19 protein-coding genes are annotated in these 21,625 nt (G+C 37.6%); 7 read left to right on the top strand and 12 right to left on the bottom strand.

Features of this window, described 5'->3' with window-relative positions:
• Positions 1 to 52: 52 nt before the first annotated feature.
• A complete protein-coding gene (locus AA0017_RS20010; RefSeq protein WP_413377326.1) occupies positions 53 to 433 on the top strand; it encodes a VOC family protein in 381 nt (126 codons plus the stop codon).
• Positions 434 to 535: 102 nt separating this feature from the next.
• Here the strand turns inward: AA0017_RS20010 and xylB are convergent, their stop codons facing one another.
• Entirely contained in the window at positions 536 to 2,035 is a 1,500-nt protein-coding gene (xylB, locus tag AA0017_RS20005; protein WP_413377324.1) for a xylulokinase, read from the bottom strand.
• Between the two features lie 33 nt (positions 2,036 to 2,068).
• Positions 2,069 to 3,391, bottom strand: a complete 1,323-nt coding sequence (gene xylA / locus AA0017_RS20000; protein ID WP_413377322.1) for a xylose isomerase — start codon at positions 3,389 to 3,391, stop codon at positions 2,069 to 2,071.
• Between the two features lie 121 nt (positions 3,392 to 3,512).
• Between xylA and AA0017_RS19995 the strand changes: the two genes are divergently transcribed.
• Positions 3,513 to 4,130 (top strand): YesL family protein, encoded by a 618-nt coding sequence (locus AA0017_RS19995; protein ID WP_413377320.1) that lies wholly within the window; start codon positions 3,513 to 3,515, stop codon positions 4,128 to 4,130.
• A gap of 12 nt (positions 4,131 to 4,142) precedes the next feature.
• On the opposite strand, the gene AA0017_RS19990 is transcribed toward AA0017_RS19995, so the two are convergent.
• From AA0017_RS19990 to AA0017_RS19980, 3 genes are all read right to left on the bottom strand, one after another.
• Positions 4,143 to 4,964, bottom strand: coding sequence for a carbohydrate ABC transporter permease (locus AA0017_RS19990; protein WP_413377318.1), 822 nt, complete (start codon positions 4,962 to 4,964; stop codon positions 4,143 to 4,145).
• Positions 4,965 to 4,976: 12 nt separating this feature from the next.
• On the bottom strand, positions 4,977 to 5,855 hold the full coding sequence (locus AA0017_RS19985) for a carbohydrate ABC transporter permease (protein ID WP_413377316.1): 879 nt from the start codon (positions 5,853 to 5,855) through the stop codon (positions 4,977 to 4,979).
• Positions 5,856 to 5,956: 101 nt separating this feature from the next.
• Positions 5,957 to 7,252 (bottom strand): extracellular solute-binding protein, encoded by a 1,296-nt coding sequence (locus tag AA0017_RS19980; RefSeq protein ID WP_413377314.1) that lies wholly within the window; start codon positions 7,250 to 7,252, stop codon positions 5,957 to 5,959.
• Between the two features lie 201 nt (positions 7,253 to 7,453).
• On the opposite strand from AA0017_RS19980, the gene AA0017_RS19975 reads away from it, so the two are divergent.
• Both AA0017_RS19975 and AA0017_RS19970 read left to right on the top strand, forming a co-directional pair.
• Positions 7,454 to 8,635 carry an ROK family protein gene (locus AA0017_RS19975; RefSeq protein ID WP_413377312.1) on the top strand — a complete coding sequence of 394 codons (1,182 nt, stop codon included), beginning with the start codon at positions 7,454 to 7,456 and terminating at the stop codon, positions 8,633 to 8,635.
• Positions 8,636 to 9,570: 935 nt separating this feature from the next.
• On the top strand, positions 9,571 to 11,178 hold the full coding sequence (locus tag AA0017_RS19970; protein WP_413377310.1) for a glycoside hydrolase family 43 protein: 1,608 nt from the start codon (positions 9,571 to 9,573) through the stop codon (positions 11,176 to 11,178).
• Positions 11,179 to 11,320: 142 nt separating this feature from the next.
• On the opposite strand, the gene AA0017_RS19965 is transcribed toward AA0017_RS19970, so the two are convergent.
• Entirely contained in the window at positions 11,321 to 12,457 is a 1,137-nt protein-coding gene (locus tag AA0017_RS19965) for an ROK family transcriptional regulator (RefSeq protein WP_413377308.1), read from the bottom strand.
• Between the two features lie 158 nt (positions 12,458 to 12,615).
• On the opposite strand from AA0017_RS19965, the gene AA0017_RS19960 reads away from it, so the two are divergent.
• From AA0017_RS19960 to AA0017_RS19950, 3 genes are read left to right on the top strand one after another with little or no spacing between them, the layout of a single operon-like run.
• The gene (locus AA0017_RS19960) at positions 12,616 to 13,392 is read left to right on the top strand and encodes an SDR family oxidoreductase (RefSeq protein WP_413377306.1); all 777 of its coding nucleotides are present in this window, start codon (positions 12,616 to 12,618) and stop codon (positions 13,390 to 13,392) included.
• Between the two features lie 30 nt (positions 13,393 to 13,422).
• Positions 13,423 to 14,958 carry an FGGY-family carbohydrate kinase gene (locus tag AA0017_RS19955; protein ID WP_413377304.1) on the top strand — a complete coding sequence of 512 codons (1,536 nt, stop codon included), beginning with the start codon at positions 13,423 to 13,425 and terminating at the stop codon, positions 14,956 to 14,958.
• A 12-nt stretch (positions 14,959 to 14,970) separates the two neighbouring features.
• Positions 14,971 to 16,314: a PTS transporter subunit EIIC gene (locus AA0017_RS19950; RefSeq protein ID WP_413377302.1), complete on the top strand. Its 1,344-nt coding sequence runs from the start codon at positions 14,971 to 14,973 to the stop codon at positions 16,312 to 16,314.
• Between the two features lie 294 nt (positions 16,315 to 16,608).
• Here AA0017_RS19950 and AA0017_RS19945 read toward each other — a convergent pair whose 3' ends face one another.
• The 6 genes from AA0017_RS19945 to AA0017_RS19920 all read right to left on the bottom strand — a co-directional run bounded on the left by AA0017_RS19945 (position 16,609) and on the right by AA0017_RS19920 (position 21,534).
• Complete coding sequence (locus AA0017_RS19945; RefSeq protein WP_413377300.1) at positions 16,609 to 17,583, bottom strand: permease prefix domain 1-containing protein; 975 nt, start codon at positions 17,581 to 17,583, stop codon at positions 16,609 to 16,611.
• Positions 17,583 to 17,915, bottom strand: a complete 333-nt coding sequence (locus tag AA0017_RS19940) for a PadR family transcriptional regulator (RefSeq protein ID WP_413377298.1) — start codon at positions 17,913 to 17,915, stop codon at positions 17,583 to 17,585. The genes AA0017_RS19945 and AA0017_RS19940 overlap by 1 nt, the downstream gene beginning before the upstream one ends.
• A 599-nt stretch (positions 17,916 to 18,514) precedes the next feature.
• The gene (locus tag AA0017_RS19935) at positions 18,515 to 19,126 is read right to left on the bottom strand and encodes a sterol desaturase family protein (RefSeq protein ID WP_413382735.1); all 612 of its coding nucleotides are present in this window, start codon (positions 19,124 to 19,126) and stop codon (positions 18,515 to 18,517) included.
• 152 nt (positions 19,127 to 19,278) lie between these two features.
• Positions 19,279 to 20,109, bottom strand: coding sequence for a MetQ/NlpA family ABC transporter substrate-binding protein (locus tag AA0017_RS19930; RefSeq protein ID WP_413377296.1), 831 nt, complete (start codon positions 20,107 to 20,109; stop codon positions 19,279 to 19,281).
• A 20-nt stretch (positions 20,110 to 20,129) separates the two neighbouring features.
• On the bottom strand, positions 20,130 to 20,792 hold the full coding sequence (locus tag AA0017_RS19925; RefSeq protein WP_413377294.1) for a methionine ABC transporter permease: 663 nt from the start codon (positions 20,790 to 20,792) through the stop codon (positions 20,130 to 20,132).
• Positions 20,785 to 21,534 (bottom strand): methionine ABC transporter ATP-binding protein, encoded by a 750-nt coding sequence (locus tag AA0017_RS19920; protein ID WP_413377292.1) that lies wholly within the window; start codon positions 21,532 to 21,534, stop codon positions 20,785 to 20,787. The genes AA0017_RS19925 and AA0017_RS19920 overlap by 8 nt, the downstream gene beginning before the upstream one ends.
• Positions 21,535 to 21,625: the final 91 nt, after the last annotated feature.

Here is a 21,625-nt window from a genome sequence, read left to right as displayed (position 1 = left end):
ATATAATAGAAAAATATAAATTTTCTGTATATATAAATGGAGGGGTTTGATAATGAACACATCTATTCAAAAAATTGGACAAATCGGGGTACCTGTCAAAAAATTAGAACGGGCGATTGAGTTTTACCAGAAAAAACTTGGTCTCTCCTTACTCTTTCACACTGATAGTATGGCTTTTTTTCAATGTGATGGACAAACTGTGCTTCTAACATTGCCAGAAAAAGAAGAATTTGCCCACAAGAGCTCTGTCCTCTATTTTCAAGTCGACGATCTTAAAGAAAGCTACGAATCGATGTTAAACAATGGAGTATCTCTTATTGATGAGCCACATTTTGTTGCTAAAGTTGGTACCAAAGAAACTTGGATGGTCTTTTTTCAAGACAGTGAAGAGAACACACACGCTTTAATGAGCGAGGTCCAAACAGGGGACTAAGCTTACGACTTTCGAACCTTTCCAAATCAATCAATAACGCCCCAAAAAGAAGCACAGATCAATTGATGATCCTGCTTCTTTTTTCTACTTATATCTATCGATTTAATTCCTAAAAGCAACTAACCGCTCATTCATCTCTTTTGTTCCACTATACACTGATTGATAAACCTTAAAGAGTTCTTGATACGTCTTGACATTTTCCTCATTCGGTTCAAACTCTTTATCGACCTGTAAAAAGGCATCTCCACATTGCTTCAATGTTTCGAACCAGCCACATCCGTAAGCGGCAAGCATGGCGGCACCCATCCCTGGTCCTTGTTCACTCGATAGTTTCACGACTTTTGCATTAAAGACATCCGCTTGGATTTGTAACCATAAATCACTTTTAGCACCTCCACCAATGGAGGTAATCGTATCGATTTTCTTGCCATAACTTCTAAATATCTCAACCGACTCATTTAAAGAGAACGTAATTCCTTCCATAACGGCTCGAACAAAATGAGCCTGTTTATGAGAACCATCGATCCCAATGAAGCTAGCACGAATAGCTGAATCAGCATGAGGTGTTCTTTCCCCAACAAGATATGGTGTAAAAAGTAACCCATTTGAGCCGACCGGAACCTCTTTTGCCCCTAATAATAAATCGTCAAAGCTCTTATCTTTTGCAAAAGTGTCCTTAAACCAACTGAGGCTATAACCAGCTGCTAAAGTAACGCCCATCGTATAAAAGCTATTTGGTACACTGTGGTTAAAATAGTGGACCGCTCCTTCAAAGTCTTTATCACTATCTGACTCAAAAGAGAGAACAACACCAGAAGTACCAATGCTTACAAGCGTTTTACCTTCTTCATTCACTCCAGCTCCAATGGCACCACACGCGTTATCAGCACCGCCTGCAAACACACGAGTTTGATATGAGAGGGCCGTTTGCTCGGCAACTTCAGCTAAGATCAAGCCCACTTCTTGGTGTGAATCTACTAATGGAGGAAAAAAACTTTCTTCTAGCTCAAACACACTCGCTAGTTTTTCACTCCACCTTTTATTCGTTACATCCAATAGAAGTGTTCCAGCTGCGTCTGAGAATTCCATGTGTAGGTTCCCAGTTAGCTTCAAGCGCACATAATCCTTCGGTAATAAAAAGGTCGTCGCTTTAGCAAATAACTTAGGTTCATGTTTTTTGACCCACAAGATTTTAGGCAACGTAAACCCTTCTAAAGCTGGATTTTTGGCAATCTCAAGTAAGGTTTCTTCACCAAATGTTTCATAGATCAAGCGACATTCTTCCGTTGTTCTTGTATCATTCCAAAGGATTGCGTCTCGAAGTGGCTCGTGATTTTCATCTAATAATACGAGACCATGCATTTGTCCAGAAAAACTTAGCCCTTCAATATCTTCGGCGTTTCCTCCAAAACCTGCCACCAACTCAGAAAGTCCTGCGAGTGTTTGTTCCACCCAGTCATTTGGATTTTGCTCGCTATACCCGGCCTTTATTTGCTTTAAAGGATACTCCTTTGAGACCTCATGGACAACTTCCCCAGCTTGGTTGACGAGTACAACTTTGACTGCACTCGTCCCCAAATCAACACCTAAAACATATTTCATCGTTATCACATCCAAGCCATCTTTTATTAGAAATTATTCAGCATATGCTGTTAATAAATACTGGTTAATTGTCGATTTGATACGCTCTAATTTACCAGATGATTGTTTGATCTCGCCTAAATTTAACGCATATTCTTCAAGCTCTTTTAAACTAACTGTACCGTCAACAATTTGTTTGCCAATTCCATCCGTAAAGCTTTGGTAACGATCTTCAATAATATTTTCTAATGCTTTGTCATCAAGTAGCTTTTTCGCCACTCTCAATCCAATCGCAAAGCTATCCATACCAGCAATATGAGCTTCAAATAAATCTTCAGGTGCAAATGAACCTCTTCTCACCTTTGCATCAAAGTTCAAACCTCCACTACCTAGTCCACCATTTTTTAAGATTTCATACATTGCAAGCGTTGTTGCATATAAGTCTGTAGGAAATTCATCTGTATCCCATCCTAAAAGTGGATGACCTTGGTTTGCATCAACAGAACCAAGCATACCGTGAATACGGGCATAATGAAGTTCATGTTCAAATGTATGACCCGCTAATGTCGCGTGATTCGCTTCAATATTAAACTTAAACTGCTTCTCTAAACCATAATGTTGTAAAAACGCATATCCACTCGCTACATCAAAGTCATATTGATGAGAGGTTGGCTCTTTTGGTTTTGGTTCAATTAAAAATTGTGCATCGAAGCCTATTTCCTTTGCATAATCAACAGCTAGATGGAAGAAACGGCCAAGATTATCTAACTCTAATTTCATATTTGTATTTAGAAGCGTTTCATACCCTTCACGTCCACCCCAGAACACATAGTTTTCTGCTCCAAGTTCTTTACCTACTTCAAGTCCTTTTTTCACTTTGGCTGCAGCATATGCAAACACGTCCGCATTACTAGACGAAGCAGCTCCATGTACAAAGCGAGGATTAGAAAAATTGTTCACTGTGTTCCAAAGCAGCTTGGTTTTGCTATCTTTCATATAATCTTTAATCATACTTACGATAACGTCTAAGTTTTTATTGCTTTCTTGTAAGCTGTCCCCTTCAGGAGCAATATCAATATCATGGAAGCAAAAATACGGTACACCTAACTTCTCAAAAAATTCAAAGGCTGCTTCCACGCGTGCTTTCGCTAAGTCAAGTCCTTGCAAATGATTCCAAGGTCTAAGTGCTGTTCCAGCTCCAAATGGATCCGATAAATCCTCTGTGAAAGTATGCCAGTAGGCGACTCCAAATCTTAAATACTCTTCCATTGTTTTGCCATCAATTATTTCGTTCGGATTGTAAAACTTAAAAGCGTATGGATTCGTTGATTTTGCACCTTCAAATTGAATTTTGGACATGTTAGAAAAATAAGTCATTGTTAATTCCTCCTCGAATATATTTTAAGTTTATCGATTAGACAAACAAAGTAACGGAACTTGATTTAAAATCTTCATTAATTCCTATATAATAAAAGCAGCATTGATAAGGAGGACAGCTATGAGCCAAGCACTCTATCGTCTATTAGAATGGATCACACGATTTGCCTACATCAATTTATTATGGATCGCTTTCACTCTTGTAGGAGCCGTTATTTTTGGCCTTTTCCCTGCAACCATTGCGATGTTTACCCTCATAAGAAAATGGATTATCGGTGATCATGACAAGCCAATCTTTCCTAGCTTTTGGAAGGTTTATAAAGCTGAATTTATAAAAAGCAACCTTTTAGCCATTTGGATCTATATCGCCTTTGTCATTATTGGCTATAACCTCTTTTTCTTATATTTGAACATCGGACAACAACTAACATGGGCGACAGCTCCACTTTTTGCTGGAATGATATTATTTGTACTGTTTCTTTTTTATTTGTTTCCAGCCTACGTCCATTTTGAGCTTAAGACTCTACCCCTTATCAAAAATACTTTTTTAATGATGCTCGTAAGTCCTTTGCAATCGTTAGCGATGCTCATTAGCATTGGTTCAACTTCTTTGATTGTTTATGTCTTTCCAGCAACTGCTTTTATTTTTGGAGCTAGTTTTTATGGATTTATTACCCTTTGGTTTGCCATTCAAGCTTTTAACAAGATTCAAGATAAGCAACAATTAGGACAAAGTTAGCTCCATTTTGTCCTACCCTTTAACGGCACTTGATGATATACCTTCAACGATTTTATTACTAAAGAATAAGAAGGCAATTAAAATCGGTAATACACTAATAACGAGTGTCGCCCCAATTGCCCCCCAATCCGTCATATACTGCCCAACAAAATTCTGTATTCCTACCGTTAACGTTTTATATTTATCGGAACTAATAAAAGTGTTAACAAAAACAAACTCATTCCAGTTATAAATCATATTGATGATTGCCGTTGTCGAAAGAACCGGTGTTGTGAGTGGTAAAATAATCGTAAAGAATAAGCGATGTAAGGAAGCTCCATCAATAATAGCTGCTTCCTCTATTTCCTTAGGAATCGTGTAATAGAACCCTAAAAGAATCATCATCGTAATCGGTAAGTTATACGCTGTATAAGTAAGAACAATCGACCAAGGATTATCAATTAAATTAACATTCAAAAACATACTAAAGAGTGGGATAAGGGCAGAATGAATCGGGATCATTAACCCAATCATAAATATCCCTAGTACAAGTTTGTTTAACTTCCAATTCATTCTCGTAATAACAAACACGGCCATACTTGCGAATAATAATGTTAAGAGAATGGCGACACCTGTAATCCAAATACTATTAAAAAAGTAATTGCCAATCCCCGCCTCCCACACACTTAAATAATTTTCCCATTTAATCTGTTGTGGCAAAGCAAACGGATTACCTGCAAATATTTCACGATTATCCTTTAATGAGAAAAGAAATAACCAAATAATCGGAAAGACTTGAAATATTGCGACACCAATTAAGCAGAAATAAAGTAAAAAATAGCCTAACTTCCTCATCAAATCACCCCATTAATATTGAATTTCTTCTTTATCGGCCGTCGCTTTTCGAACGATATAGGTGACGACTAGTGTAATGACAAGTAGCATAAATCCAACGGCACTACCATATCCGAAGTTATAATTCCCAAAAGCAAGCTTATACATATACGAAGCCATTACTTCACTTGCTCCATTTGGTCCTCCTCCGGTCATTACATAAATCAAATCAAAGTACTTTAATGATCCGACAACCGCAAGAACAATGGTCACCTTCACGACACCCATAATTAAAGGAAGTTTAATCCGATAAGCGATTTGTATAGGGTTTGCTCCGTCAATTTTTGCCGCTTCAATAATGGATTCTGGTATTCCTTTTAAAGCCGCATAATAAATTAAAATATAAAAACCAGCGTACTGCCAAAGTATCGGGATAAAAATCGAATATAAGACAATGTTTGGATCGGCTAACCACAGTGGTGGGTTTTGGACACCAAACCAGCTCAATATCGTATTTAACATTCCATTTGATGGGTTATATACTTTAATCCAAAGTTGGGCAATAGCAACCGACGATAAAAGCATCGGGATTAAATATAATTTTCTTAAAAGGTTAGCCCCTTTAATTTTTGAAGCTAAAATCATTGAAACAAGTAGATAAATTACTAAGCTCAAAGTAGAAAACAGAGCTAATATAAATGAATGCCCAGCACTTTGCCAAAACTTACTATCCTGAACAACATTTATATAGTTATCGAGTCCGATAAATTGCATCGCACCGATTCCATCCCATTTCATCAATCCGTAATAACCTGTTAAAACAAGTGGGATAAAAATTAATATACCTACTAATAACAATGCTGGTAGAAGATACAGTGTTATAAACAACTTATTGGACATGACTTTGTTCATTTCACACAACCCCAATTAATAAGAGTGGAAAAGGGCCTTTCCATTGGAGAAATAGCCCTTTATTAAGATTAAAACGTATGAAATCCTTAATCAAAACTTGATTATTCTTCAGCTAAAGCCCTTTCATGTAACTCAACAAATTCCTCAGGTGTAATTTGTAAACCAAATAAAGATTGAATTAAATCTAAATGAGTTTGTGCTGCGGCTGCTGACATTTGAACATCTGCATAAAGAGTTAAGTTCGTTGCCTCATTTAAATCGTTTAATACTTCAACATACATATCTGGTAAATCTAAGCTATCGCCATCGACAATCGTGGCAGGAAGAACCCCAGCTTCTGATACAGCTCTTTCTCCCCATTGCTCAACAAAATATTTCGCAAATTGCTTCGCTTCATCTTGCACATCAGAGTCTTCACTTACGAATAAACCAACTCCGGGTCCGCCAACAAAGCTATTCGTATCTCCAGTTCCAGATACGGTCGGGAACTTGAAATAACCAACACTGTCTCTGAATTCCTGTGGTACATCTTCGTTTGTTGTAAAGTTAGGTAAATCCCAAGTAGCAATCATATACATGGCTGCTTGCTCATTCATAAACATACTTTTCGCTTCTTCATCGGCTAGTCCATTAAATCCACTAATAAATGAATCGTTTTCGACTAATTCTTGAACTTTTGCCGCTGCTTCTACTAATGCTTGATCTTCAAATGAACCTGAACGATCAATCGCACTCGTTAATGTATCACTTCCACCGATTCGGTCAGCAAAATACATATACCACATAGAACCTGTCCAACGGTCTCGATTTCCTAATGCAATCGGATTGACATTATTTTCTTTAAGAGTATTCACAACTTGTTCTAATTCTTCATATGTTCCTGGTGCTGTTAAATTATGTTCATCAAAAATCGCTTGATTGTAGTATACATAAACCGTATTTAGTTCAAGAGGCAATCCATATGTTTGCCCATCCTTTTCATACGCTTCAAGTGTCCCCGCAACAAACTCTTCTCTTAACCCATCATCTAATAGATCATCTAATGGAGTAAATTTATTTCCTTCAACAAATGGATCTAAATAACCAGCAGCCCACGTCATTCCGACATCAGGAAGTTCATTTGAAGCTGATAGGATTGTAATTTGATCCTTATACTGCTCATTACTTAATACTTGCAAATTAATGTTAATCTCGTTCTCTTCTTCAAAGTCTGCAATAATCTCATTTACAATTCGGTAATGTTCAGCAGAGCTACCTTGTGGCCATAAATGCATAAAATCAACCGTTGCCGTTCCTGCCCCGCCCGTTTCGTTATCGGACGCATTTGAGCAACCGACTGCTAAAAGCAATACCATAAATATCGCAACTATAATTGTAACCGCTTTCCTTTTAGCCATTGCATTTCCCCCCTTGAATGTATAACGTAGTTTAACCTAACTACAAATTTAGAATATCACGCAAAACATCGTTTGTCTAGTGGATAAACTAAGTGTATAATAAATTTATAGGTTTTATATTTGTAGTATTAGGAAGCGCTTATACTCGTTTATACTATAATGATTAACAATGAGTGCTATTTACAATAAAGGGGTGATTATTTGATTCAGACGTATAATCAACATGTAGTCAAACAAAGAAACAAATCGCTTATCCTCAACTCAATTAAAGATTCCTACCCGATATCAAGAGCCGCCTTAGCTAATCAAACGGGGCTTAACAAAGGGACTGTCTCTTCATTAGTCAGTGAACTATTAGAAGAAGAGTTAATCCTCGAATCTGGGCCAGGAATTTCAAGTGGTGGTAGAAGGCCCGTTATGCTTCTTTTTAATCAAGCAGCTGGCTATTCAATCGGGATTGATATTGGGGTTAATTATGTCCTTGCTATTCTTACTGATTTACAAGGAAAGATTTGTTATGAGAAGCAAATTGAAATACATGAATTAACTTTTTCAGAAACAACTGAGGTTTTATTTAATGTAATTGATGACATATTTGCCGCCGTTCCTAAAAGTCCCTATGGCATTGTTGGAATTGGAATTGGTGTTCCTGGTACGGTAAGTAAAGATGGAGAAATTCTACTTGCTCCTAACCTCAACTGGAAAAATATTAATTTAAAAAGTTTGATCGAACAGAAGTATAACCTCCCTGTTACGATTCATAACGAAGCGAACGCTGGTGCTTATGGGGAAAAGAAATTTGGAGCAGGTCAAGAGTTCACTAACCTTATTTATATAAGTGGTGGAATTGGAATTGGTGTCGGCCTTATTTTAAATAATCAGCTCTATTTAGGTCAAAATGGTTTATCTGGTGAGCTCGGTCATATGACGATTAATACAGATGGACCACCTTGTAATTGTGGCAGTAAAGGCTGTTGGGAATTATTCGCTTCAGAAAAAGCTTTATTACAGTCGGCCAAAAATGAAGGGATTACAGCAGCCGACAACAGCCATTTATCGCTTGAGTCCTTAATTGCATTAGCCGAGTCTGGCGACGAACAGACCATTGAACTCATCCAAAAGCTTGGGAGAAATTTAGCGATTGGACTAAATAATATCATTAACATTTTTAACCCTGAACAAATTATTATTGGTAATCGCTTAGCCTCCCTACAAAAGTGGCTATCAGAAGAATTAAAGATTCAACTAGATAAATCTTCTTTAACGAATCACCAAGCAAATATGAACCTACAATTTTCTGAATTAGAAAAGCGTTCTGCAGCACTTGGTGTAGCAGCCTTTTCAACGGAAAACTTCATCAAGATTAACTTAGAAAGTAACTAACTCAACTTTCACATCAAGAAAACCCGTTCAACTAGTTGGCAGAGCGAAAGAGCAGCTCTTAAACAAATGCCCTTGACACGTTTGAAAAGCGAGAACGCACTATCACACCAAACGGATAAACTGCGCAACAAGAAAAAAATAATAGGCCCTCCGGCGGTCGCTCCCAAACAGACACTCCGCGTCCTTGCCGAGAACCTCATGAGCCTCCTCAGCGTTTCACGCTTGCGGGATCTCATTGGACGGTTTATTCCTGCGGGAGTCTCCGTGTCTGTTTGTCCGCTAGATCATGGAATCGAATCTAGGTTCGGTTTTCTCATTGAATAAAAAAACAGTCATGACTTCAACGTACATGAGCTTGAGAATGATTTTTTCTCCTTCCATGACTCATTCCGTTACAGTTGTAAACATATCTGTGTTGATGCTCTGTACATTAGCTAGATGATCGAGCTTGTTTATCCTGTCTTTTGATGACTACAGACTTAGGAAAAAATAGGTGGAAACTACCTATTTAGTTCCATAACCAACAAAGTGAAGAAGAAGGTCCTTCTGCGTTAGAAATAGCTGATTGAGAATGGCCCTATCATCAAGCATCTCCACGACACTTAGCGGACAAAACCATACGGAGACTCCCGCGGGAATAAACCGTGGAGCGAGACCCCGCAAGGCTTGCCGAGGAGGCTCGCAAGGTTCCCGCAGGACGCGGGGTATGGTTTTGGGAGCGACAGCCGAAGCTCTTCATTTTACTGCACAGTTTCCTTCAACAGCCTACGAAGAGATGTCAACGATTGAATCGTTCATGTAAAGTCGATTTGAGTCTTGTATCGCCCTAAAGTCAATCTCTATCAACGGTTAAGGGTCCATTATACACTTCGAAAGTTGAGTAACTAACAAACATAGCTTTTTTAACTTAATCACTTATGAGAGGTGGAATTATCATGTCCTTCATTCAAAACCCTATCTTAACAGGTTTTAATCCTGATCCGAGTATTTGCCGTGCAGGTGAAGATTATTATATTGCGGTTTCTACATTTGAATGGTTTCCAGGGGTAGGCATTTATCATTCAAAGGATCTTAAAAATTGGAAACTCGTTTCAAGACCACTCAATCGAGTAAGCCAACTTAATATGATGGGTAATCCAGATTCAGGTGGGGTTTGGGCTCCTGCCCTCTCCTACTCCGACGGAAAGTTTTGGTTAATTTATACGGATGTAAAAGTAACAGAGGGTCAGTGGAAAGACTGCCATAACTATCTTGTTTCATGTGAAACAATTGATGGTGAATGGTCTGAACCCGTTCATTTAAACAGCTCTGGTTTTGATCCTTCTCTCTTTCATAATGAGGATGGCAAAAAATATTTTGTCAACATGGTTTGGGATCATCGTTTACCTAATCACAGCTTTTACGGAATTGTTCTCCAAGAATTTGACCCAGAAAAACAAAAGCTTGTTGGTAAAAAAGAAATCATCTTTACAGGGACAGATATTAAATTAACGGAAGCACCTCACTTATACAAAATTGGTGAATATTATTATTTACTAACTGCTGAAGGTGGCACAAAATTTGAGCACCAAGCGACGATTGCTCGCTCAAAAAATATTTGGGGACCATATGAAGTTCATCCAGAGAATCCATTGATCACTTCTTACACTTCGCCAAGGAACCCATTACAAAAAGCAGGACATGCCTCTATTGTCCAAACGCATACCGATGAGTGGTTCCTTGTCCATTTAACAGGTCGACCACTACCAAGAGAAGGTCAATCTTTACTACTTCCGCGTGGATATTGTCCACTTGGTCGTGAAACGGCGATTCAAAGATTAGAATGGAAAAACGACTGGCCTTACGTTGTCGGTGGAAATGAACCAGCTCTTGAAATACAAGGTCCTAACATCCCAGAAACAGCTTGGGAACAAGAGGATGTTAAAGACGACTTTGATGCCAAAGAGCTAAGCCTTCACTTCCAATCATTGCGTATCCCACTAGGAGAAGACATTCTCTCCCTTAAGGATAACCCAGGACATTTACGCCTTTATGGGAAAGAATCTCTTACATCTAAGTTTACGCAGGCTTTTGCCGCTAGAAGATGGCAACATTTCCGCTTTCATGCCGAAACAAAAGTAAAGTTCCATCCAGAAAGCTTTCAACAAGCAGCTGGTCTTGTAAACTATTACAATACTCAAAACTGGACCGCCCTACAAATCACATGGCATGAAGAAAAGGGAAGAATTCTTGACCTCATGACATGCGACAATTTCACTTTTGCTCGACCTTTAGTAAATCGCGAAATTATCATACCCGATGAAGTCGATTACGTTTCTTTACGCGTTGATGTCGAAACGGACATTTACCGCTACTCCTATTCATTTGATGACACGAACTGGACTCAAATCGAGATCGATTTTGAATCCTATAAACTATCAGATGATTATATTCAAGGTGGAGGCTTTTTCACCGGAGCCTTCGTTGGAATGCAATGCCAAGATACATCTGGTGAAAACTTACATGCTGATTTTGATTATTTTAGTTATGAGGAAACAAAATAAGTGGAAAAAAGCTGTCCAAATTGGGCAGCTTTTTTTCTTTAACATTTTAAAAAGTCCTGTTAGGTAGAATAGGTTGAGATAATTTAGTAAACTCCGCTCGCTCCGTTATATTGGCAACGAGATCTCACTCCACACATCTTATTTAAAGGGTATCAATATATTCTTTTATCAACGGTAATGCCGCTCCAATTGCAACAGCATCATTCGTTAATTTCCCTAATGAAATAAACTTGTTTTCATCTGGAAAAGCACTTTTATCTTTAACTAATTGATTAATGTGTAATAAATCTTCTTTCGTTATAAAATTTAGGATGTCTCCTCCAATTATAACCTGATTATCTAAGAACATATGAAAGTTATTGATAGCCATAGCTAAGGAGTCCATAAAGGCATACCAAATTTGATTTGCTCTCTTATCGCCATTACGTAAACAATTGATAAACTCTTCCATTGTTGAGCCGTATTGAAGAGCAAGAGCATTTAAAGAACAGTAAACTTCTACACAACCCTTTTTCCCACAATAACATTCTGGACCACTCGGATTTAGGATGGTATGTTCAATCGTTCCACTTCTTCCATTCGCTCCATTATACGGTTGTCCATTCATAATCAAGGCGCCACCTAAATGTTCGCCTACAGAAAGAATAATGGCCTCTTTAATTTCAGGTTCCACCCATTGCTCTGCCGTGGCTACACACTCTGCATCATGAACAAAACGACATGGGAAATCAAGATACTTAGCGATGGCTTTAATGTCTAAACCTGTGCAATTTAAAATCTTCCCATATAAGACGGTTCTACCATCATGAGAAATTAATCCTTGAATTCCAAGTCCAATCCCTAAAATTCGGCTTTTATCAAGATTTCTATTATGAATATAGGACTTAATAAAGTCAGCTAAACACTCAAAGTAAGTATCGGAGTATTGAAATGCTAACCTCTTTGTTTCTTGTAATGTTACATTTCCTAATAAATCTAACGAAACAATCTTCACCTCTTGTTTGGAAATTTCTACTCCTAAGGCTATTTTAGCAGATGAATTAAGCGAATATGCTATTGCCTTTCTCCCTCCCTTAGAAGAAAACTTTCCTTCCTCAATAATTAAATCCTGTGATATCAAGGCTCTAATGTTTTGGGTAACTGTTGGTAAACTCAAATTTAATTTGTAGGCAATATCTTGTTTTGAAATTTTTATTTGCCTTTTTTTTGAGTTATAAAGCAGGTGAAAGATATTTGAATAATTTGTTTTTTTGATATCTATCACAGAAAAATCATCCATTTAATTCACTCCATGAGTTGAAATTCTCTTCTTGAAACCATTCTATAATTAGTTTAAATGAATCAAACTCTTGACACAAGAAATGAAAACGTTTTAAAATGAATCTAGTTTTATAAAACCGTTTTACAAAACTATATAACGAAAGAGAGTGATAGAATATGGGGATCATTGAAAAATTTAAATTAAACGGTAAAAAAGCGTATGTGACTGGTGGAGCTCGTGGTATTGGTAAAAATATTGCAACAGCTTTAGCGGAAGCTGGTGCTGATGTTGCGATCGTTGACATTGATATTGTTGAAGCAAAAAAAACGGCCGATGAAATTCAAAAAATAAATCGAGTCGAAACAATGGCCATTCAAACAGATGTAACAAACCCAAATGACGTTAACGAAATGATTGACCAAATCTTAACTCAGTTTGGCAAAGTTGATATCGCTTTCAATAATGCCGGTATATGTATAAACACCCCTGCGTCAGAAATGACATTAGAACAATGGCAGAAAGTAATTGATATTAATTTAACTGGTGTATTTTTAACATCACAAGCTGTCGGAAAAGTTATGCTAAAACAAGGAAATGGTTCGATTATTAATACAGCCTCAATGTCTGCTCACATTGTTAACTTCCCACAACCTCAAGTTTCATATAATGCTTCAAAGGCTGGCGTCGTTCAATTAAGTAAGTCGCTTGCTGTTGAGTGGGCAAAGTTTGGTGTACGTGTTAATACAATTAGTCCCGGCTATATTGGCACAGAATTAACTCTAAACTCACCAGACCTACAACCTTTAATTAAACAATGGGAAAGTATGTCTCCCCTTAGTAGAATTGGAAAACCAGAAGAGCTACAAGCCATTGCGGTTTACCTTGCAGGAGATGCAAGTCCATTTACTACAGGTTCTGACTTCGTTATTGATGGAGCCTTTACAAGCATTTAATTATTACACCTACATAAGGAGTGATTACATTTGAATTATCTAATTGGAACAGATATAGGAACGTCCGGAACAAAAAGTATATTAATGGACACGAATGGAAACTTACTTGCACAGGATCTCGTTGAATATGGTCTGTTAACACCAAAACCTTTATGGGCTGAACAATGGCCTGACTTATGGGTGAGTGCTGTAAAGCAAACGATCAAAAATGTTGTACAAAAAGCGGGTGTTGAACCTGCCAAGATTAAAGGAATCGGAGTAAGTGGATTATATGGTGGCTCTGGTATCCCCCTAGATGAATATATGAAACCAGTAAGACCATGTATTATTTGGATGGATCGCCGTGCTACCGTGGAGACAAATTGGGCTATTAAGAATATTGGTGAAGAGAGATTACAAGAAATCACAGCTAACGGAGCTGATCCCTACTATGGATTTACAAAGATGCTTTGGATCAAAAACAATGAACCTCATAATTGGGAGAAGATAAAGTTGTTTCTCCCCCCGAGCCATTATGCAATCTACCAATTAACTGGTGAAGTTGCGATTGACTACTCATCTGCTGGTAACATAGGTGGAATATTTGATATGAATACTCATACGTGGTCAAAAGAGTTATTACAGGATATGGATATACCTGTTGAAATGATGCCAGAGAGAATAGTTAATTCTACGGAAATTGTCGGTCGAATAACAGAGGAAATAGCCGATGAACTTGGTTTAGAATCGGGTACCCCTGTGATTAGTGGCGGGATTGATTGCGGGGCTGCAAATATAGGGATGGGCATATTTGAACCAGGTGTTTACACTGCGGCAATTGGAACTTCCATGTGTGCGGCATTAGTAGAAAATGCCCCTTTAAAAAAACAAGGCTTAATCGTATGGCCATATCCATTTAACTCTAAAGAACTTAGTTACAATTTCAGTGGTGCTGCTACAGCAGGAGCACTAACAAGATGGTTTAGAGATCATTTTGCTGAATTAGAGATGGATAGACAAGAAAATGGTGGGACTAATGCTTATGAGCTATTAAATATTAAAGCAGAAAAGATACCTGCTGGAAGTGAAGGGCTAATCGTTCTTCCTTACTTTATGGGGGAAAGAAGTCCAATCTGGAACCAAGACGCGAAAGGAACCATTTTTGGGCTGTCACTAGCTCATACAAAAGCACATATTTATCGTGCCTTTATGGAGGCTGTTGCTTATTCATTACGTGAAACGATCGAAAGCACTGGAAAAGATCTAGGAGAATACATTATTATTGCTGGCGGTGTCACAAAGTCAAAGCTCTGGAAACAAATTTTTGCAGATGTTACTGGTTACCCAATCGTTACTCCTACCTATGATACGGAAGCGAACCTCGGTGATGTTATGTTAGCTGGGCTCGCAACAGGTGAGTTAACTGTTGATGATGTGAAGAAATGGCAAGTATTAGATGAAAAAGTGTTTCCTAATCCAAACAGCCAAAATGTGTACGACCAGTACTATAATCTCTATAAAAAAGTGTATCTTGATTTGAAAGAAAATATGAGCATCCTATCTGAAATTGTAGATAGACATAATTAGGGGACCCCTTCTATGAATATCAGTGAGAGAAACGATTCAAAAGAATTAGAACTACTAGTTAATATCATCGGTGGTTTCAATAATATTAAAACGATCAATTACACAAATAAACGTGCTGTCATTAAGTTAAAGCAAGCGTTGGATAATACGGCTCTTGAACACTTGAAGTCTTCTAAAATTGTTCATTCCTTTATCCTTTTAGAAGATACATTAGAAATTATTCCAGCGACTTTACCAGCCGAGCCTTTCGTTTCAGAGTTAAAAAAACAATTCAAGCATAAAAATCATCAAAGTATTTTAGACAAAACCATCGACTTCATAAGTTCTATCTTTCTTCCCCTCTTACCTTTGTTTGCAGGAGCAGGAATCTTAACCGGATTACTCATCTTATTAACAACATTCGGCTGGTTAAGCGAGACGAGCGACACATATTTGATTTTATCAAGTGCAGCCAATGCGGTCTTTTACTTCTTACCTGTCTTAGTCGCCTTCTCGACAGCAAAAAAATTAAATGTGAATCCATTTATTGCGGCGATGTTAAGTGCAGGTTTAATTGAACCATCGCTCATAGATTTATTACAAGGAGAGACGAGCACAACTACATCCTTTTTAGGAATTCCTGTCGTGCTAATGCAATATTCTGCAACAGTCATTCCAGCCATATTGGCAACTAGCTTTTATTCAATCGTTGAGAAACTTATTAAAAAGTATACTAAAGAAAACTTCCAACTTGTGTTAATTCCGCTTCTTTCCCTAATCATAGTTGTACCGATTACTCTCATCGCATTCGGTCCTTTAGGAATTTACTTAGGTGAGGCCTTGGGGTATGTTGTGAATGGATTGATGAGTGTAAATGGATTAATAAGTGGTGCGATTATTGCAAGTGGTTGGATGATTTGTGTCATTTTTGGACTACACTGGGCCCTTTATCCCATTATCATCAGTAATATTGCTATACTCGGATATGATTTAATCCTCCCACTTACTGGTATAGCCAACTTTGCCATGTTAGGTGCTACATTAGCTGTCTTCCTAAATACAAAAAACCAACAACGACGCTCCATTGCAGCATCAGGATTTGCCTCACTATCACTAGCAGGTATCGCTGAACCTAGTCTTTATGGGGTAACTTTACCATTAAAGAGACCATTTATTGCCTCTTGTATCGGGAGTGCGGTTGGTGGTGCAGTCGCGGGCGCCTTTCAAACAAAAACATTAGCACTTGTTTTTGTAAGTATTCCTTCACTACCTGCCTTTATCACTGATACATTTATTTATTTTTTAATTAGTATCATAATTGGATTTGTTGTAGCATTTATTGCGACATTAGCTTTAGGATTTGATAAGAATAAGTAGGCTCTTGCCATTCTTAAGTGCATCAAGAAAAGGGTTGTCCCATAAGGTCATGAAAATGAGTTTATGGAGACGACCTTTTTTTATTTAAACTATTTCATAACTTAAAACCTTAACCACTAGCACTCAACTATTAGTTTTATATGTAAAATTCCTATGCTAAAACCTTTGCTGATTCTAATAAAACCTTGTTACATAAACAAGAAATAGCATACCAAATCATTGTGAATTGATACGCTATTTCTATTGTTCTTTCTTAATTTAGAGTAAAACAGCCATGGCTTGCCTATCTCTGAATTAATCCTTTTCCCTCAAAATATTGTAGGCTGCACAGAAAACCCCGAATAAAATACCCGTTATCGGAAATATAATCCAGTTAATATGCCACTGATTAAAGACTAATCCACTAATCAAAAAAATACAAACGGCTAGCGGCCAGACGATTACAGCTACAGCACTAATAATACGACTTTCTCGTTTTTCCTGTTTTGTAACTGGGTTGATTTTCAAAAGTTTTTTATAAGCTTCATTTATACCGCCAAAATGAATGAAGATATAGATCGCTATCGCTACGATTAATAATAAAACGACTACCCCGTATTTTGAACCATTCTCATTTAAAGCTAACGCCAAAAATATAGCAGCCGGGGATAAAATGATGAATGTTACACCAATAATAAAGGCCTTAATAAACCTAGGTTGGTAAGCATCCTTTTTATCTTCAATTCCTTTTTTTAGATAATCGGGTAATTCAAAGCTTCCTTCTTGCTCAATGAACGAAAATTTCTCCATTTTCATCCCACTATAAATAAATAAACCCACTGCTATGGCGACACATAAAAATAAAGGAATAAACCCGATCATACGACTTGTTCCTTCTGCTATTCCAGAGAGATACCCTTCCTCCATCAGCTTTAGAACCAAGACTAGTGAAGCAGATCCGAAAATACACAAAAATACTCCAAATCCTATTAGTCTACTCGTTTTTTTAGTTGTTGCGATATAGGTATCCACATCTTCTTCTGTTAGTAATGGATAGACTTCTTCCCCGTCCTTATCTATCGTAATCTCAAACTCCTCAATAATTTCATCAATATTACCAAATTCAGAAATGACTACTCCAATCGCTTCATTTTCCGATTTCCCATCTTTTTTTAGTTCAAAATACTTCTCCTCCATATTCGCTAATAACTCATCTTTTAGCTGCTCCATCTGCCTCGTTTTTGGCAGTGTCCCAAACATATTATCGAGATAACTTATGATCGTATTCATTAATCATTCCCCTCCCTAATAAATCGATTTATAACTTCCTTTGTTAACTCCCACTCCTGGCATTTCTCTTCATAATATGATAAGCCAGCTTTTGTAATCTTATAATAAGTACGCCTTTTACCGAATGTTTCTTCTTTATGAAAAGATTCTATATAACCATTTTTTAAGAGCCGATTAAAAGCGGAATAAAGGGTCGTTTCTTTAATTACATATTTATCTTCTGAAAGTTCTTTAATTCTTTTAGAAATTTCATAACCGTATGATTCATTATCTAATAACAAATAAAGAATAATCGTGTCATTATAACCACGGATCACATCACTACTAATCAAATGGAATCTCCTTTCTCACGACAATCTGTATTACTTCGACTGTCGTACTTCATCTATCGTAGTAATTTCAGTTTATCATGTTTACTACGACAGGTAAAGTAAAATTCAACTAAAAATTGGAATTAATTTAATCGAACTTTTATAAACACGCCTTTTGGATGAAATAAGAAAACGTATACTGGTTGAATTAGTAGGAATGAATATGTGAAGATTCTAAGGGAAAAAAGCGTATAGATACTGAAAAACGGTCTAATCGTTAAAATAGAGTTCCATTAGTTAGCTATACTCCGCCAGCTCCATACCCTACGCGTTCCGCGGGTGAACCGGGAGCCTCCGGGTATTGCGCTGGCTCCGTTTTGGTCAAAGAAAAACCGGCTAAAGCCCAAATAAATCAGCTAATTGTTTGAGACCCTTCGTAGTTAAAGGTGAGAATGGAACTTTTTTGATTGAGGTTCTTCTCCTTAAGTCATATAAATTCGACCTTTAAGACGGTACATAATAACATCAGCATATAAAAGACGTATTCTAGAGTCGCCCGTCGAAATGCATCAATTTTTTCACAGGAAAAAAGGTTATTGAGAAACTACCTCAACAACCTTTTAACGATTCTCTAACTTTCTAGCTGTTTCACTCTTCTCTACTTGCTGTTGGTCTTTAAATGTTCCGAGCGTACGATCAATCGATGTATGGGTTACGCCGTACCAATAATTTTCATTTTTGAAGTGATGTAACAGATGTGTTCTTTTTAATTTTTTTCCGAGTTTAGTCAGTGGTTGAATCGGTCTATGAGCTATATAATGCTTCCACTCATAGTATAAAAAGTAGATAATCAGTCCGGTCAAATAAGCGATCGTTAAAGGAAAACTGAACGTAATGGCATAGACGACAGAGCCGATAATGATAAAGCTCGGTAAGCTAAACCAAAGCGGCAAAAAGAGCAAATGTAACTTTTCCGGATCGGTGTGATGGTCAAAATGTAAACGCTTAATTAATTTTAGTAAAAAGGGCTGTTTTGGTGTCCTCATATGGAAAACAAATCGATGAACAACATACTCACTCATCGCATATGTCGCCATTCCAACAATCAGCATAAGCCAACCTACGACACTCGCCAACTGTGGTACCGTCCACACAAGACCAACGGCAACTAACAGCACCATAACAAGCACATCCGGATATAAGAAAAACTCTCTGAACCACTTTTTCATCAGCTTGCCCCCATTCGTTCCCCTTTTCATTAACTTATTCTGTAAGAGCACCAATAGTCCTGCTTTTAAAGATTAAATTAGCGAAAGTACTCCATTCATAAAAAAGGACGATTCATTGTTGTCAATACAACTCGAATCGTCCTTTACTTTAAACCTTATTCAAAAGCAGGAATTGCCGTTTCATCATAATTTTCTTCTAAAAATTGGCGTACTTCTGGACTCGTCATTGCTTCAGCTAGCTTTTGAATGGGCTCCCAATCCTTGTTATCTTCACGAGCGACTAATGTAATCGCAAATTCATTATCGATTCCTTCCGTAAGTAGCGCATCACTTTTTGGTGTTAATCCAAGTGGTGAAGCGTACGCAGGAGTCATCACAACCGCATCTGCATCATCATATGTTCTCGCAAGCATTAACAAGTCGACTTCTTCAAAATTATAGTTTTTTGGATTATCGATAATATCAGCTTGAGTATAATAAGTATCTGTTTTTTCTTGCAATGTAATCACTTCATGCTGAGCAAGCAATGCTAATGAACGATCGATATTTGAAATGTCATTAGCAATCGCAACCGTAGCACCCTCCGGTAAATCATCCATTGAATCATACTCTTTCGAATAAATACCATAATTAGCGAAATAAATAGGCACGATTGGCACAAGCTCTGCCTCATTGTTTCGATTGAATTCCTCCATATACGGTACATGTTGGAAGAAGTTCGCATCTACTTCACCTGCTGCAAGAACACTATTAGGTTGAACATTATCACTTAAAACAAGAATTTCAAGCTCAATGCCTTCTTCTGCTAATGTTGGTTGAATCAGCTCAAGGATTTCTGTCATTGGCGGGATGAGCGAAGCAATCTTTAATGTAACTTCTTCTACCTCTTGATCGGCTACATCTCCACCATCATTCGTTTCATTATCTTGGCCGCAAGCAGCTAAAATTAATATAAATACCGACATTAACGCGAATATTTTCTTCATTGTCGTTATCCTCCTTTTGTTTATCTTTTATCTATCAATCTTGATACTGTTGTTCCGGTAAATTGGATAAGCTGTACCAGTATGACCATAATCACAATAACATATAGCATTAGATCTGTTTTAAATTGTTGATAGCCGTATCGAATCGCAAAGTCGCCAATTCCTCCACCTCCGACCACTCCCATGATCGTCGAATAGGAAATAAAACTAATAATCGATGTCGTCAATCCGAGCACAAGCCCTGAACGTGCCTCTACATAAAGGAATTTAAAAATAATTTCCCTCACAGAAGCCCCCATTGAAATGGCCGCTTCCATCACCCCTTTTGGTACATCCAAGAGAGACTGTTCCACCAAGCGAGAATAATGAGCGATCGCAATAATCGATAGAGGAATCGTCGCCGCTGCTGTCCCAATAGCTGTTCCAACGATCAGCCTTGTAAATGGGATTAGAAAAACGACTAACAATAAAAAAGGGAAAGAACGAATAATATTAACCAACAAATTAAATGTTGAGAATACAAATTGATTCTCCAGAATTTGTCCCCTTCGACTTAAGAAAAGCAATGTTCCAACAGGAAGTCCTAAGAGAATGGCCGCTAAAATCGACACACCTACCATAACAAAAGTTTCACCAATAGCCTGCCAAATCACAGCTTGATATTGAACTAATACCTCAGGCATGGTCACTCTCACCACCCTTAGTTAGCTGTTCGACAAAGTATTTAGGGTCAGTGCTAATTTGAGGGATCCCTTTTGGCTCATTTGATACAGTTTCATAAACTTCTCCATCAGCCATGACCGTAACACGAGTACAAATACTTTTAATGACATCCATCTCATGACTAACAATCACAATCGTCACACCAAGATTTTTATTAATATTATCTAATACACGTAATATTTCTGCTGTTGTATTCGGATCAAGAGAAGAGGTCGGTTCGTCACATAACAAAACTTGCGGTTTATTTGCTAACGCCCTCGCAATGGCAACACGTTGCTTTTGTCCTCCGCTTAATTGGGCTGGATATTTATCAATAAAGCTTTCCAATCCAACAAATTGCAGACACTCAATCACTCGGCTTTTTCGTTCTTTTTTGGGATAATTAGCCAGTTCTAACGAGACTACGACATTTTCGTATACTGTTTTATTGGCCACCAAGTTAAAATGTTGAAAAATCATCCCAATCGACTTCCGAGCTTGGCGAAGCTTTTGACTGTTCAAACTCGTTAACGTTTGACCATTGACTTCCACTTCTCCTGTGTCTGGTGGTTCCAATAAATTCATTAACCGTAGTAAGGTTGATTTACCAGCTCCACTCGCCCCAATAATTCCATAAATTTCTCTTTTATCTATCGTTAAAGACACCGATTTAACGGCCTCAAACCGTGCGTAATTTTTGCTTACATGACGTAATTTAATCATAAAAAAACCCCTTTCTATCGGTTGAAAGGTGATTACAACGTTCATTATTATAGCTTAAATGAGAACGGATGTCACTTTGAGAGTTTTATCA

Origin of the sequence: Alkalihalobacillus phoenicis (genome assembly GCF_047302405.1) — a bacterium.
Lineage (GTDB): Bacteria > Bacillota > Bacilli > Bacillales > Bacillaceae_D > Alkalihalobacillus.
Note: the sequence above shows the minus strand (reverse complement) of the source record. Positions and strands in the feature narration are given on the sequence as shown.

Coding starts and splice junctions, on each gene's coding strand:
- AA0017_RS19960 (WP_413377306.1), top strand. CDS start 12,616: ATGGGGATCATTGAAAAATTTAAATTAAACGGTAAAAAAGCGTATGTG.
- AA0017_RS19990 (WP_413377318.1), bottom strand. CDS start 4,964: ATGAGGAAGTTAGGCTATTTTTTACTTTATTTCTGCTTAATTGGTGTC.
- AA0017_RS19945 (WP_413377300.1), bottom strand. CDS start 17,583: ATGAATACGATCATAAGTTATCTCGATAATATGTTTGGGACACTGCCA.
- AA0017_RS20010 (WP_413377326.1), top strand. CDS start 53: ATGAACACATCTATTCAAAAAATTGGACAAATCGGGGTACCTGTCAAA.
- AA0017_RS19950 (WP_413377302.1), top strand. CDS start 14,971: ATGAATATCAGTGAGAGAAACGATTCAAAAGAATTAGAACTACTAGTT.
- AA0017_RS19980 (WP_413377314.1), bottom strand. CDS start 7,252: ATGGCTAAAAGGAAAGCGGTTACAATTATAGTTGCGATATTTATGGTA.
- AA0017_RS19925 (WP_413377294.1), bottom strand. CDS start 20,792: ATGCCTGAGGTATTAGTTCAATATCAAGCTGTGATTTGGCAGGCTATT.
- AA0017_RS19930 (WP_413377296.1), bottom strand. CDS start 20,109: ATGAAGAAAATATTCGCGTTAATGTCGGTATTTATATTAATTTTAGCT.
- AA0017_RS19985 (WP_413377316.1), bottom strand. CDS start 5,855: ATGAACAAAGTCATGTCCAATAAGTTGTTTATAACACTGTATCTTCTA.
- AA0017_RS19970 (WP_413377310.1), top strand. CDS start 9,571: ATGTCCTTCATTCAAAACCCTATCTTAACAGGTTTTAATCCTGATCCG.
- AA0017_RS19965 (WP_413377308.1), bottom strand. CDS start 12,457: ATGGATGATTTTTCTGTGATAGATATCAAAAAAACAAATTATTCAAAT.
- xylB (WP_413377324.1), bottom strand. CDS start 2,035: ATGAAATATGTTTTAGGTGTTGATTTGGGGACGAGTGCAGTCAAAGTT.
- AA0017_RS19920 (WP_413377292.1), bottom strand. CDS start 21,534: ATGATTAAATTACGTCATGTAAGCAAAAATTACGCACGGTTTGAGGCC.
- xylA (WP_413377322.1), bottom strand. CDS start 3,391: ATGACTTATTTTTCTAACATGTCCAAAATTCAATTTGAAGGTGCAAAA.
- AA0017_RS19995 (WP_413377320.1), top strand. CDS start 3,513: ATGAGCCAAGCACTCTATCGTCTATTAGAATGGATCACACGATTTGCC.